General features: G+C 73.7%; 10 protein-coding genes and 1 riboswitch. Of the genes, 2 read left to right on the forward strand and 8 right to left on the reverse strand.

Going from position 1 to position 13,468, the window contains the following annotated elements; all coding sequences use genetic code 11:
- Nucleotides 1–45: 45 nt before the first annotated feature.
- A complete protein-coding gene (gcvP, locus tag JK356_RS11005; RefSeq protein WP_201867468.1) occupies nt 46–2,952 on the reverse strand; it encodes an aminomethyl-transferring glycine dehydrogenase in 2,907 nt (968 codons plus the stop codon).
- A gap of 175 nt (nt 2,953–3,127) precedes the next feature.
- Nucleotides 3,128–3,227: riboswitch (glycine riboswitch) on the reverse strand.
- A gap of 153 nt (nt 3,228–3,380) precedes the next feature.
- Between gcvP and JK356_RS11010 the strand changes: the two genes are divergently transcribed.
- On the forward strand, nt 3,381–3,758 hold the full coding sequence (locus tag JK356_RS11010) for a PRC-barrel domain-containing protein (protein WP_201867469.1): 378 nt from the start codon (nt 3,381–3,383) through the stop codon (nt 3,756–3,758).
- On the opposite strand, the gene JK356_RS11015 is transcribed toward JK356_RS11010, so the two are convergent.
- From JK356_RS11015 to JK356_RS11040, 6 genes are all read right to left on the reverse strand, one after another.
- On the reverse strand, nt 3,674–5,086 hold the full coding sequence (locus JK356_RS11015) for a DNA polymerase IV (RefSeq protein ID WP_201867470.1): 1,413 nt from the start codon (nt 5,084–5,086) through the stop codon (nt 3,674–3,676). The two genes, JK356_RS11010 and JK356_RS11015, sit on opposite strands and share 85 nt — an antisense overlap.
- 67 nt (nt 5,087–5,153) lie before the next feature.
- Nucleotides 5,154–5,771, reverse strand: a complete 618-nt coding sequence (locus tag JK356_RS11020; protein WP_201867471.1) for a MerR family transcriptional regulator — start codon at nt 5,769–5,771, stop codon at nt 5,154–5,156.
- A gap of 144 nt (nt 5,772–5,915) precedes the next feature.
- Nucleotides 5,916–6,389 carry a bifunctional nuclease family protein gene (locus JK356_RS11025; protein ID WP_201867472.1) on the reverse strand — a complete coding sequence of 158 codons (474 nt, stop codon included), beginning with the start codon at nt 6,387–6,389 and terminating at the stop codon, nt 5,916–5,918.
- 78 nt (nt 6,390–6,467) lie between these two features.
- The gene (locus tag JK356_RS11030) at nt 6,468–7,184 is read right to left on the reverse strand and encodes an FHA domain-containing protein (RefSeq protein ID WP_201867473.1); all 717 of its coding nucleotides are present in this window, start codon (nt 7,182–7,184) and stop codon (nt 6,468–6,470) included.
- 222 nt (nt 7,185–7,406) lie between these two features.
- Nucleotides 7,407–9,902 carry a mannose-1-phosphate guanyltransferase gene (locus tag JK356_RS11035; protein WP_201867474.1) on the reverse strand — a complete coding sequence of 832 codons (2,496 nt, stop codon included), beginning with the start codon at nt 9,900–9,902 and terminating at the stop codon, nt 7,407–7,409.
- Between the two features lie 136 nt (nt 9,903–10,038).
- Entirely contained in the window at nt 10,039–10,692 is a 654-nt protein-coding gene (locus JK356_RS11040) for a CDP-alcohol phosphatidyltransferase family protein (protein ID WP_236671139.1), read from the reverse strand.
- 143 nt (nt 10,693–10,835) lie between these two features.
- Between JK356_RS11040 and ptsP the strand changes: the two genes are divergently transcribed.
- On the forward strand, nt 10,836–12,503 hold the full coding sequence (ptsP, locus tag JK356_RS11045) for a phosphoenolpyruvate--protein phosphotransferase (RefSeq protein WP_201867475.1): 1,668 nt from the start codon (nt 10,836–10,838) through the stop codon (nt 12,501–12,503).
- Between the two features lie 23 nt (nt 12,504–12,526).
- On the opposite strand, the gene JK356_RS11050 is transcribed toward ptsP, so the two are convergent.
- Entirely contained in the window at nt 12,527–13,468 is a 942-nt protein-coding gene (locus JK356_RS11050) for a hypothetical protein (protein WP_201867476.1), read from the reverse strand.

The following is a 13,468-nucleotide window of genomic DNA, read 5'->3' on the forward strand; positions in this document are numbered from 1 at the left end:
GCCGGCCTTCTCTGCACGCGGCGCGGCGCGTGGCCGCGGCGTTGGTCAGCGGGCGGGGGTGTCTTCGTAGGCGTCGACGGGCGGGCAGGAACAGACGAGGTTGCGGTCGCCGTAGGCGCCGTCGATGCGCCGCACCGGCGGCCAGTACTTGTCGGACCCGGCCGGGTGACCGGTGCCCGCCGGGTACACGGCCGTGCGGCGGCTGTAGGGGTGCGGCCACTCGTCCTGGGCGAGCTGCTCGGCGGTATGGGGTGCGTTGACGAGCGGGTTGTCGTCCCGCGGCCACTCCCCCTCCCCGATCCGGTCAATCTCACCGCGGATGGCGATCATTGCATCGCAGAACCGGTCAAGCTCGGCCAGATCCTCGCTCTCAGTCGGCTCGATCATGAGCGTCCCGGCGACCGGGAAGGACATCGTCGGGGCGTGGAAGCCGTAGTCGATGAGGCGTTTGGCGATGTCCTCGACCGTGACGCCGGTCGCCTTCGTCAGCGGCCTGACGTCGATCACGCACTCGTGCGCCACCAGGCCGCCGGGCCCCGTGTACAGCACCGGGTAGTACGACTGGAGGCGCCGGGCCACGTAGTTGGCGTTCAGCACCGCGACCTGGGTGGCGCGGCGCAGCCCTTCCGGGCCCATCAGGCGCAGGTAGGCCCACGAGATCGGCAGGATGCCGGCGGAGCCGTACGGGGCGGCCGCCACCGGTCCTCCCCGGCGCTCCTGGGCTTCCCCGCCGCCGTCGCCCGCCTCGCGCAGCGGGTGTCCGGGCAGGTAGGGCGCCAGATGCGCGCGGGCGGCGACCGGGCCCACGCCGGGCCCGCCCCCGCCGTGGGGAATGCAGAACGTCTTGTGCAGGTTCAGGTGGGAGACGTCCGCCCCGAACCTGCCGGGCCGGGCGAGCCCGACCAGGGCGTTGAGATTGGCGCCGTCGACGTAGACCTGGCCGCCCGCGTCGTGGACGGCGGCGCAGATGCCGGCCACCTCCTCCTCGAACACACCGTGCGTGGACGGGTAGGTGATCATCAGCACGGCCAGTTCGTCGCGGTGGGCATCGATCTTGGCCCGCAGGTCAGCGGGGTCGATCCCGCCGTCCTCGCCGGTGGCCACGACGACGACGCGCATGCCGGCCATGACGGCGCTGGCGGCATTGGTGCCGTGCGCCGAGGACGGGATGAGGCAGACGGTGCGCTCGGGCTGGCCCTGGGCGCGGTGATAGGCGCGCACGGCGAGCAGGCCGGCCAGCTCTCCCTGCGAGCCGGCGTTGGGCTGGAGGCTGACGGCGTCGTAGCCGGTGATCTCCGCGAGCCACGACTCCAGATCGGCGGTGAGCCGGGCATACCCCTCAGCCTGCTCGCGCGGGGCGTACGGGTGCAGGCCGGCGAAGCCCGGCCAGGTGATGGCGTCCATCTCGGCGGCGGCGTTCAGCTTCATGGTGCAGGAGCCGAGCGGGATCATGCCGCGGTCGAGGGCGTAGTCGCGGTCCGCCAGGCGGCGCAGGTAGCGCGTCATGGCCGCCTCGGAGCGGTAGCGGTGGAACACCGGGTGGGTCAGGAACGGCTCCTGGCGCGCCAGCGCGGCGGGCAGGGCGTCGGGCGTCGCTGCCTCAAGCGCGGCGGCGTCCGTGACGTGGCCGGCGACGCCGAACGCCTCCCAGACCACCGCGAGGTCCCCGCTGCCCGTCGTCTCGTCGCAGGCGATGCCGACGTGGTCCTCGTCCGTCAGGCGCAGGTTGACACCGCGGTCGCGGGCCGCGGCGACGACCGCGGCCGCGCGGCCGGGGACGCGGGCGGTCACCGTGTCGAAGAAGGCGTCGTGCACCACCGTGACGCCGCCCGCCCGCAGCCCGGCGGCGAGCAGCGCGGCGTGGCGGTGGGTACGGCGGGCGATGGCGGTCAGGCCCTGCGGGCCGTGGTAGACGGCGTACAGCGCGGCCATGACGGCGAGCAGGACCTGTGCCGTGCAGATGTTGCTTGTAGCCCGCTCCCGCCGGATGTGCTGCTCCCTGGTCTGGAGCGCCAGCCGGTACGCCTCGCGGCCGTCGGCGTCGCGGGAGACGCCGACGAGGCGGCCCGGCAGGTTCCGGGCGTAGTCCTTGCGGACCGCCATGAAGCCGGCGTGCGGGCCGCCGTACCCCATGGGGACGCCGAAGCGCTGGCTGGAGCCCACAGCGATGTCCGCGCCCAGCGCACCGGGCGGGGTGAGCAGCGTCAGCGCCAGCAGGTCCGTGGCCACGGTCACCACGGCCCCGAGCCGGTGGGCCTCCTCAATCACGGGGCGCGGGTCGCGGACGGCGCCGCTGGCACCGGGGTAGGACAGCAGGACGCCGAAGACACCGCGCTCGGCGGCGGAGGCCGGGATGCCGTCGCGCAGGTCGGCCACGACGATCTCGGTGCCGGTGGCCTCGGCGCGGGTGCGGAGCACGGCCAGGGTCTGCGGCAGGCAGTCGGCGTCGACGAGGAAGAGGCCGCCCGCGTCGCGGGTCACCCGCCGCGAGAGCGCCATAGCCTCGGCGGCGGCGGTGGCCTCGTCGAGCAGGGAGGCACCCGCCGTGGGCAGGCCGGTGAGGTCGGCGACAGCGGTCTGGAAGGCCAGCAGGGCCTCCAGGCGGCCCTGGGAGATCTCGGGCTGGTAGGGCGTGTAGGCGGTGTACCAGGCCGGGTTGCGCAGCACGTCGCGGAGGATGACGGGCGGGGTGACCGTGCCGTAGTACCCCATGCCGATCATCGAGCGTGCCACGGTGTTGCGGGAGGCGAGCTCTCTCAGCTCCTGCAGCACGCCGGCCTCGTCGGTGGCCGCTGGCAGGCGCAGCGGCTCGGTGCTCGCGATCGAGGCGGGCACGGCGGCGGCGGACAGCTCGTCGAGGCTGCCGTAACCGATGAGGGCAAGCATCTTCGCCTGGGCGTCGGCGTCGGGACCGATGTGGCGGCGGGTGAACGGAACGGGCTGGGTGGTCATGCGGAGGCTCCTGTGGGACGCGGCGTTCCGCCGGGGCCGGGGCACCCTGCCCCAGCCGGCCTCCCCTCTGTCATGCGACCTGAGAGCTTCACCGCGGCGGGCCGCGGCTTGCACCGTCGGTGAGGGCGTCCGCCGCCCCCGCAGGCCGCGGATCCGCCCTGCTTTCCAGAGCGGTTTCGCTCGCGCGGTACGGGTGCCTGAGAGATTCCGGGGAGGGGTTGCTCCTTCGGCGCCCCGCGCCCGGGCGGGCGCGGGAACTCTCCCGCACGAGGTCGTCAACCGCTACTGAGACTACCAGCGGGCCCTCGTCCCGGTGTTTTCCGCTTCACCCGACTAGCAACCGAGAGGTTTGTGCCGTTTCGTAGTACATGGGGGTGTTTTCCTGAGGCAAGCCGCCGGGGCGCCGCTGAAGCAGCTGGAGGAGAAGCGTGCAGACCGACATTGACCCGCGCAGCCTGATCGGGCGCAAGGCCTTCGACCGTCACGGCACGAGAATCGGGACCGTGGACGAGGTGTATCTCGACGACGCGACCGGCACGCCGGAGTGGGCGGCCGTGCGCACGGGGCTGTTCAGCCGCGACGCGTTCGTGCCGCTGGAGCCGAGCGAGGTCGTGGACGACACGCTGCGGGTGCCGTTCGACCGGGCGCTGATCCGGCGGGCCCCCGGCTTCGGGGTGGGCCGCCACCTGTCGCCCGAGCAGGAGCTCCAGCTGTACCGGCACTACGGCCTGGACGTCCCCGGCTCATCCGGCGGTCCCGGCACGGACGGGGACTGGGACCGGCTGACGCCGCCGGGCGCGTCCTGAGGGACCAGCGGCAGCGGGTCGGACCGCCGCAGCAGCGGGTCGTCCTGCGCGAACGTGCGGACGCGGCCCGGCGGCGATCCCGGACGCTCGAAACGCACGGTGACCCGGCCCAGGCCGCTGCCCTGCACCCAGCCGGGCCCGTACCGCTCGTGGCACACGTCGGTGCCCGGCGGCCAGGCGCGCGGCGGGGCGGGCGGCGGCGCCGCCGGCTCCGCGGCCGCGGCCGTGCCCTGCGCCGCGGCCGCATCGGCCTGGACCGCGGCCTGGGCGAAGAGGTCCTCCTGCGTGAAGTCGGCGAGGCCGCTGACGCCCACGCCGAGCAGCCGCACGCCGGCGCTGGTGTCCACGCCCGCCAGGAGCCGCAGCGCGGCCTCCCGCACCACGGCGGGGTCGTCGGTCGGCCCGCGCAGAGTGTCGGAGCGGGTGAGCGTCGTGAAGTCATAGCGGCGCACCTTCAGCACGACGGTGCGGCCGGAGCGGCCCGCGGCGCGCAGCCGCTCGGCACAGCGCAGCGCCAGCCGCCCGGTCTCGGCGCGCAGGCGGACCGGGTCGGTGACGTCGGTGTCGAAGGTGTCCTCCACGGAGACGGACTTCGAGGCACGCTCCGCCGATACCGGCCGGTCGTCGACGCCGCGCGCCATCGCGTAGACCGACTGGCCATGCGCGGTGCCCAGCAGGCGCACCAGCTCCGTCTCCCCGGCGCGGACGGCGTCCCCGGCCGTGGCGATCCCGGCCCTGCGGAGCACGGCGTCCGTGGCGGGCCCGACGCCGGGCAGGGTGCGCACCGGCAGCGGCGCGAGCAGCTCCCGCTCGGTGCCCGGCTCGATGACCGCGAGGCCGTCAGGCTTGGCGCGCTCGGAGGCGATCTTCGCGAGCAGCTTCGAGCCGGCCAGGCCGACCGAGCCGCTCAGGCCCGTCGCCGCGCGGATGCGGGCCCGCAGCTCCTCCCCCACGGCCCGGGCCTCCCTGGCGGAGGCAGCGGCGCCCCCGGCCGCGAGATCGACGTACGCCTCGTCCAGGCTGAGCGGCTCGACCAGCGGGGAGAGCCGGGCGAGCAGGCCCATCACTGTCTCGCTGATCTCGCGGTAGACGCCGAACCGGGGCGCGAGGTAGGCGGCGGACGGGCACAGCCGCCGGGCCTGGGCGGTCGGCATCGCCGAGTGCACGCCGAAGCGCCGCGCCTCGTAGGAGGCGGTCGCCACCACGCCGCGCGGGCCGAGGCCGCCGACGACGACCGGTTTTCCCCGCAGGCTTGGCTTGGCCGCCTGCTCCACCGAGGCGTAGAAGGCGTCCATGTCGAGGTGAAGAATGGTCGGCGCGCTCCGCACGCCGTCGATAGTGCCGCACCGGGCTGACAGCGCGGCCTGGGCACGCGCGGTGGGCGGGCGGGGTCGGCTAGCCGCGGCGGCGGCGCGCGGCGAGCTCGTCGCCGGGGTGGCCGGGGCCGGGGACGGACTCCCCGGTGTCGACGCGCTCGGCGGCCAGCCGCGACAGCGCCTCCTCGACGTCCCGCCACACGGCGCCCACGGCGATGCCGAACAGGCCGCGGCCGCCGTCGAGCAGGCCCGCGAGCTCCTCTGGGGAGGCGCAGCGGTAGACGGCGGCGCCGTCGCACATCAGGGTGAGTCCGGGCAGCTCGTCCGGGTCGGCGGTGAGCAGGGCCCGCACGGCCGTGCGGATGCTCGGCAGGGAGACGCCGGCGTCGAGCAGCCGCTTGACGATCTTGAGCACGAGCACGTCGCGGAAGCTGTACAGCCGGTGGCTGCCGGCGCCGTGCGCCGGGCGGACACTGGGCTGCACCAGGCCGGTCCTGGCCCAGTAGTCGAGCTGCCGGTAGGTGATGCCCGCCGCGGCGCAGGCGCTGGGGCCGCGGTACGCCAGCCGGTCCCGGTCCGGTGCGGACCGGGAAGCGAAGGCCTGGCGGGAAGCCGGCGGCCGTACTCCGGGAACGCCAGAGACGCCGGGAAGGGCGGAGACCCCGCCCACCGCCTGGCTGTCGCCGTTACCTGTCACGCCGGCCTCCGTTCCGCATGCCCCGACCGTGTCCGACTGCGCTCACCGCGTGTGACGGTGCGCGTGCGCACGGCGCTCCTCCCTAGACATGCCCCGCTGACGCTAGGCATGCACGCGGAGCGCGTCAACGAACGCCGCGCACCGCTACTGGCTGCTCGTCCCGAAGTCCTCCGGGGAGATCTGGTCGAGGAACTCGCGGAAGCGTTCCACCTCGTCCTCCTGCTCGTCGGGGATGATGATCCCCGCGTCGTCGAGGACGGCGTCGCTGCCGTAGATGGGGGTGCCCACCCGCAGCGCCAGCGCTATGGCGTCGGAGGGGCGGGCGCTGACCTCGATCCCGCTGGAGAACACGAGCTCGGCGTAGAAAACACCGTCGCGCAGGTCGGTGATCCGCACGGCGCTCAGCTCCTGCCCCACCGCCTCCAGCACGTTCTTGAACAAGTCATGCGTCAGCGGCCGGGCAGGTGTCATCCCCTGCTGGGCGAACGCGATGGCGGTCGCCTCCCCCGGTCCGATCCAGATCGGGAGATAGCGGTCACCACCCACTTCACGGAGTAGCACGATGGGCTGATTGTTGGGCATTTCCACCCGTACGCCCACGACATCGAGCTGGTTCACACAGCAACCCTAGGACGTGCCCGGGGCGTTTGGATAGTCGAGCACCTCCGCGCGGCGCCCGTGCGCCCCGGGGGCGGATCACGCCGTGTGCCGGCTGGCGAAGTACACCAGGCGGTACTTGCCGATCTGGACCTCGTCGCCGTTGTTGAGAACGGCGGAGTCGATCTGCTCGCGGTTGACGTACGTGCCGTTGAGGCTGCCGATGTCGGTGACGGTGAACCCGCCGTCTGGACGGCGCCGGAACTCCACGTGGCGGCGGGAGACCGTCACGTCGTCGAGGAAGATGTCGCTCTGCGGGTGGCGCCCGACGGTCGTCAGGTCGCTGTCCAGCAGGAAGCGGCTGCCGGCGTTCGGCCCGCGGCGGACGACCAGAAGCGCGGACCCGGCGGGCAGGGCGTCGACCGCCGCCTGCGCCTCGGCGGACAGCGGCGGCACCGGGTGCTGTCCGGTGGCTTCCGCGTCGTACGCCTCCAGTCCGCTGATCGAGATCGTCGAGGTGGTCTCGGAAGACCCCTCCAGGCCGGCCCGCAGCGGGTTGCCGCACTGGGAGCAGAACCGGCTGGTCTCGGGGTTGCGCTGGCCGCACCGGGCACAGGGAGCCCCGCCTATGCCGCCGTGGCCGGCGGCCGGGGCGGGAGCGCCGCCCTGACCGCCGACCTCGTCACGGAACAGCGGGCGGTCCGGCTCCGCCCCGGGCGCCGGCGCGGACGACTCGCCATGCTGGCGGGCGCGGGACCGTGTGGCGCTGTGCGCGCCGCTCTGACGCCTGCCGAACAACCGAGCGAAAAAACTCACCAGCGATCCCCTCGCACCTAGCCCGACCCCGGACGGGGCGGTCCATTGTCTCTCACGGGCCGCGAAAGACACCCTGTCAACGTTCACGGTCCCTGCTCAGTTTCCCTCAGGGCGCATCCACCACTGCTGGTGGCCCCCGCGGGTGAGAGATCCGGTCACGGTGACGACTGAGCGTAGTCAGGCTGCTCCGTCGTCCGCAAGGCGCGGTGGCGGGCGGGCTCCTCAGCGGCCCGCGCCGTCCACCACCTCCGACCAGGTGTCAAGCAGCTCCTGCGCCGCGGTGTCGTCCGGGCCCTCGGCCCACAGGTGCGTGACGGCCTCGGCGGGGTCCGGCAGCACGAGCACCCAGCGCCCGTCCGGCTCGACGACGCGGACCCCGTCGGTGGTGTCCACCTGGCGGTCACCCGCCGCCTCGACGACGCTGCGCATGACCAGGCCCTTGACCGCCCACGGGGTGGCGATGTCGCGCCGCAGCACGTGGGCCCGCGGGATCCGGGCGTCGATCTGGCTGAGGGACAGCTGCGTGCGTGCCACGAGGCCGACGAGCCGGGCGAACGCGGCGGTGGCGTCGAAGACGCTGGAGAACTCGGGGATGATGAAACCGCCCCTGCCGTCCGCGCCGAAGACCGCGCCCTCCTTGTGGGCGGCGCTGGTCAGGTCGTGGGCCGAGGTCGTGGTCCACTCGACCTGGGTGCCGTGGTAGGCAGCGACCTGCTCGGCGATCCTCGTCGTGGTCACCGGCAGCGCGACCCGGCCGCTGCGGCGCTCGGCGGCGATCAGGTCGAGCATCACCAGCAGAGCCCGCTGGTCCTCGATGATCCGGCCGCGTTCGTCGACGAGCGCGAGCCGCTCGCCGACGGGGTCGAAGCGCACGCCGAACGCAGCGCCGGCGGAGGCAACGATCTCGCCCAGCCGCACCAGGCCGGCCCGGCGGGCCTCGGGAGTCTCGGTGGGCCGCCCCTCGTCGAGCCCCGGGTTGATGGTCAGGGAATCCACCCCGAGCCGCCCCAGGAGGCTGGGGAGGACGAGCCCGGCGCTGCCGTTGGCGGCGTCGACGACGACCTTCAGGCCCGACTCAGCGATGCCGGTGGTGTCCACGGCCCGGAGCACGGAGCCGGTGTAGGCGTCGAAGACGCTGGAGGGGAAGCGCAGGTCGCCGATCTCGCCGGGGAAGGCGCGCCGGTACTCCTGCCGCGCGTACACCCGGTCGAGCTTGCGCTGCCGCGCCATGGACAGGTCGGCGCCCCGTTCGTCGAAGAACATGATGTCGACGGAGTCGGGCACGCCGGGCGTGGTGCGGATCATCACGCCGCCCGCGCTGCCCCGGGCCGTCTGCTGGCGCGCCACGGGCAGCGGCACGTTCTCCAGGTCGCGCACGTCGATGGCGCTGGCCTGGAGCGCGGAGATGACCGCGCGTTTCAGGGCGCGGGCGCCGCGGGAGTGGTCGCGGGCGGTGGTGACCGACGAGCCCTTCTTGAGGGTCGTCGCATACGCGCTGGCGAGGCGCACGGCGAGTTCGGGGGTGATCTCGACGTTGAGGATGCCGGAGACGCCGCGGGCGCCGAAGAGCTGCGCCTGGCCGCGGGACTCCCAGATGACCGAGGTGTTGACGAACGCGCCCGCCTCGACGGTCTTGAAGGGGTAGACGCGGACGTTGCCCTGGACGATGGACTCCTCGCCCACCAGGCACTCGTCGCCGATGACGGCGCCGTCCTCGATGCGGGCGGCGCGCATGACGTCGGTGTTCTTGCCGACGACGCAGCCGCGCAGGTTGGTCTGCGGGCCGATGTAGACGTTGTCGTGGACGACGGCCCGGTGCAGGAAGGCGTCCGACTTGACCACGACGTTGGAGCCGATGACCGTGTGCTCGCGGACCTCGGCGCCCGCCTCGATCTTCGCGTAGTCGCCGACGTACAGCGGGCCGCGGAGCTTGGCGTCGGGGTGGACCTCGGCGCCCTCGGCGATCCACACGCCGGGAGAGATCTCGAATCCGTCGATCTCGACGTCGACCTTGCCCTCGAGCACGTCGGCCTGCGCCTTGACGTAGCTCTCGTGCGTGCCCACGTCCTCCCAGTAGCCGTCGGCGACGTAGCCGTAAATCGGCTTGCCTTCCTTCATCAGGCGAGGGAAGACGTCTCCGGACCAGTCGACGGAAACTCCGGGCTCGACGTACTGGAACACCTCGGGTTCCATGACGTAGATGCCGGTGTTGACCGTGTCGGAGAAGACCTGACCCCAGGTGGGCTTCTCCAGGAAACGCTCGACCCGGCCTTCCTCGTCGACGATGGTGATGCCGAATTCCAGCGGGTTGGGAACGCGGGTGAGGCAGACGGTGACCATCGCGCCGCGTTCCCGGTGAAACTCGATGAGTTCCGTGAGATTAATATCGGTGAGCGCGTCACCGGAAATGACGAGGAACGGCTCGTCCTTCAGCGCTTCCTCGGCGTTCTTCACACTTCCGGCCGTACCGAGCGGTTTTTCCTCGTGGGCGTAGGTGAGGTCCATGCCGAGTTCCTCGCCGTCGCCGAAGTAGTTCTTCACCAGCGAGGCCAGGAACTGCACGGTGACCACGGTTTCGGTGAGACCGTGCCGTTTCAGCAGCCGGAGCACGTGCTCCATGATGGGGCGGTTGGCCACAGGGAGCAGCGGTTTGGGCATGCTCGCGGTCATCGGGCGAAGCCGGGTGCCTTCGCCTCCAGCCATTACGACGGCCTTCATATCGGAAGTGTCCTCCTTGGGGAGTAGGCAGTCACTCCGACTGCGCCCGTCTGGAGGGGCCCTGGCCCGGGTGGCTCCCCGGAGATGCGTGCGGCACGTACGGGCACCAGGCCCCCGCGACGCTGCCAGGGCGAGCTCAGTCGGCCGTGGCATCCGCCGTGAGGAGCCGGCGGACCTGGACCACGTAGAGGATCCCTGCCCACCAGTAGAGCGCTGTACCCCAGCCGGCGAACGCCCATCCGAAAATAGCAGCGAGTGATGCCACCCAGCCAGTTCCGTCACTGAGCAGCAGCAGCGGGAAGGCATACATGAGGCTGAAAGTGGCGGCTTTGCCGAGGAAGTTGACCTGTGGCGGGGCGTATCCGCGGCGGTCGAGTATCCAGACCATGACCAGCAGCATCAGCTCCCGCGCCAGCAGAACGGCGGTCAGCCACAGCGGCAGGATGCCGCGCCATGTCAGACCCGTGAGAGTGGCGAGGATGTACAGGCGGTCGGCGGCCGGATCGAGGATGCGGCCGAGTTCGCTGACCTGGTTCCAGCGCCGGGCGAGCTTGCCGTCGAGGTAGTCGCTCACCCCGCTGGCGGCGAGGACGGCAAGAGCCCAGCCGTCGAGGGTGGGGCCGCCGAACTCCGGGGAGAGGATGAGCCAGAGGAACACCGGTACACCGGCGAGCCGCGCCATGCTCAGCAGATTCGGGATCGTCAGGATCCGGTCCTTGTGTGTGCTCGTCCCCTGGACCTCCACCCGGAAGCCTCCCCGCGTGTCCCGTATGCCGTTGTCCCGTTCCATGGCGTGTGCCTGACGCACCTTACCCGCTGCGGCAAAGCGCGCTGAGGGGAGGGGCGCCTTGAGATGACTTACGCTTTTGTGTGGCATGCCGCCCGGCAAGGCGCTGTTGCTGAGTTTCTGTCTTCCGCGGATGAGGCTGTGTGATGAAAACCAGGCTTCGGGGCGTCGGCGTGAGCCCGGGCGTGGCGATCGGCGAGGTGCGGCGCATGGAGACGTCGCTTCCGCCGGTGCCCCCGGGGCGGGTGGCGCCCGAGGACGCGCCCGCGGAGCTGGCACGCGTGCGGCAGGCCGTGGCGGCGGTGGCGGCGGACCTGGCCGCGCGGGGAGAGCTGGCGGGCGGGCAGGCCCAGGCGGTGCTCCAGGCGCAGGCGATGATGGCCCGGGACCCGGAGCTGGGGGCCGACGTCGAGCGGCGGGTGAGCGCGGGGGACACACCGGAGCGGGCGGTGACGGACGCCTTCGCCAGGTACCGGGAGCTGGTGTCCGGGGCGGGCGGGTATCTGGCGGGGCGGGTGGCCGACCTGGACGACGTGCGTGACCGGATCGTGGCGCGGCTGATGGGCGTGGCGATGCCGGGGGTGCCCGACAGCGACGAGCCGTACGTGCTGGTGGCGCGGGACCTGGCGCCCGCTGACACGGCACTGCTGGATCCCTCGCTGGTGCTGGCATTCATCACCGCGGAGGGCGGGCCGACGAGCCACACCGCGATCCTGGCGCGGGCCCTGGGGGTGCCGGCCGTGGTGGCACTGCCCGAGGCGGGCGCCCTGGCGGAGGGGACCGTGGTGGCCGTGGACGGCGGCACGGGCGAGGTGGTGCTGCGGCCGACGGCGGAGGAGCGGGCGGCGCTGGCCCGTTCCGAGGAACGGCGCCGGGCGGCCGCGGCACGGGCCGGCCCCGGGGCGACGGCCGACGGCCACGCGGTGCCGCTGCTGGCCAACGTCGGCGGGCCCGAGGACGTCGCGGCGGCGGTGGCCGCGGGAGCCGAGGGCGTGGGGCTGTTCCGCACGGAGCTGCTGTTCCTGGGCAGCGGGGGGCGGGAGCCCACCGAAGCGGAGCAGAGCGCGGTGTACCGGCGGGTGCTGGAGGCGTTCCCGCAGGGGCGCGTCGTGGTGCGGGTGCTGGACGCGGGGGCGGACAAGCCGCTGGGTTTCCTCGGCGGCGGTGCGGAGCCGAACCCGGCGCTCGGGGTGCGGGGACTGCGGGCCCTGCTGGCGCATCCCGGGGTGCTGGCCGGCCAGCTGCGGGCGCTGGCCCGAGCGGCGGAAGGGCTGCCCGCGGCACTGGACGTGATGGCGCCGATGGTCGCCGACCGGGAGGACGCCAGGGCGTTCCGCGAGGCCTGCCAGGCGGCAGGGCTGGCGGCCCGGCCAGGCGCCATGGTGGAGGTGCCGTCGGCCGCGCTGCGGGCGCGGGAGCTGCTGCAGGAGGCGGAGTTCCTCTCGCTGGGCACCAACGACCTGGCGCAGTACGCCTTCGCCGCCGACCGGCAGGCGGGAGCGCTGGCCCGGTTCCAGGACCCGTGGCAGCCGGCGCTGCTCGATCTGGTCGCGATGGCCGCCGAGGCGGCCAAGGCCGAGGGCAAGAGCTGCGGGGTGTGCGGCGAGGCCGCCGCGGATCCGCTGCTGGCGTGCGTGCTGGCGGGGCTGGGGGTGACGAGCCTGTCGATGGGCGCGGGCGCGATCCCGGCCGTGCGCGAAGCGCTGGCCGGGCACACGCTGGCGCAGTGCGAGCGGGCCGCCGCGGCGGCGCGGGCGGCCGGCGGCGCGGCCGAGGCCCGCGCCGCCGCGCGGGCGGCGCTGTCGGGCGGGTAGGGGGCGGCGGGGACAGGGGCGGCTCAGCCGCCGTCGCACCGGGCGGACGGGAGCGTGAACGCGGCCGTGTAGCTGACTCCGGGCTTTGGCGGGACGGGCTCGCCGGTGCGGGCGTCCGTGCAGTAGGCGGCGAAGACCTCGGCCTCGGTCAGCGCGCGCGGCCGGCCCTGGTGCACGCTCCAGCCGCGGACCCGCTGCGGGGCGGCGGCGTCCGCCGCGGAGCGCAGCACGAGCCCGGCCGGGCGGCCCGTCGCCAGACCGGCGGCGAGCACGGTGCACAGCACCAGCGCCTCGGGCTCGGCCACCCGCACCTCGCCGTCGCCGCCGAGCTCGGCGCTGAGGCTGGCGGTCAGCGGACGGCCGTCGGGGCCGTCTGCGCCGTCTCCGCCGAGGCTGCACACCAGATGGTGGACGCCGGGCTCGGCCCGGCGCAGCAGCGCGGTGAGCACCGAGGTGGCCCGCTGGAAGGCACAGCGCGCCGCGGCGGCGCCGCAGCGGGGGCAGTCACCCGCGGCGGCGAGCAGGGCCGTGCCGCGCTCCCAGGTCTCCCAGCGCTCGTGCTCGGCGAGCAGGGCGGGGACGAGGCGGTGCAGCGGCCGGCCGTCATAGGGCACGGTGGCGCCACGGGCGGCGATCTCCCCGGCGTACCGCGCCCGGGCAGACGGGCTGTCGGGGTCCAGCCGCTGCTCCTGGCACCAGTCGGCGAAGGCCGCCGGGTCGAAGAGCGCCACGCTGGTGTAGCCGTCGCGCCGGGCCAGGGAGCGCAGCAGGGCCTCCATGTGGCGCAGGTAGCTGTGGTGGTCGGCGAAGCGGAACGTGGGATAGCGGCGCATCTGCGCGAAGCCGGCCTCGTCGGCGACGACGGCGACGGTGCTCGCGGCTTCCCGCGGCGGCGCCGCCGGCCTGGTCCGGGCGGGCCGCCGCCCGGCGCCGCTCCGGCGGCCGCGGCCAGTGGTGCGTGCCAT

Source organism: Streptomyces sp. 7-21 (assembly GCF_016741785.1).
Lineage (GTDB): Bacteria > Actinomycetota > Actinomycetes > Streptomycetales > Streptomycetaceae > Streptomyces.

What these genes read in the sequence shown, in the direction of transcription:
- JK356_RS11035 (WP_201867474.1), bottom strand. Translation starts at nt 9,902, where the DNA reads ATGAAGGCCGTCGTAATGGCTGGAGGCGAAGGCACCCGGCTTCGCCCG.
- JK356_RS11040 (WP_236671139.1), bottom strand. Translation starts at nt 10,692, where the DNA reads ATGGAACGGGACAACGGCATACGGGACACGCGGGGAGGCTTCCGGGTG.
- ptsP (WP_201867475.1), top strand. Translation starts at nt 10,836, where the DNA reads ATGAAAACCAGGCTTCGGGGCGTCGGCGTGAGCCCGGGCGTGGCGATC.
- JK356_RS11050 (WP_201867476.1), bottom strand. Translation starts at nt 13,468, where the DNA reads ATGGCACGCACCACTGGCCGCGGCCGCCGGAGCGGCGCCGGGCGGCGG.
- gcvP (WP_201867468.1), bottom strand. Translation starts at nt 2,952, where the DNA reads ATGACCACCCAGCCCGTTCCGTTCACCCGCCGCCACATCGGTCCCGAC.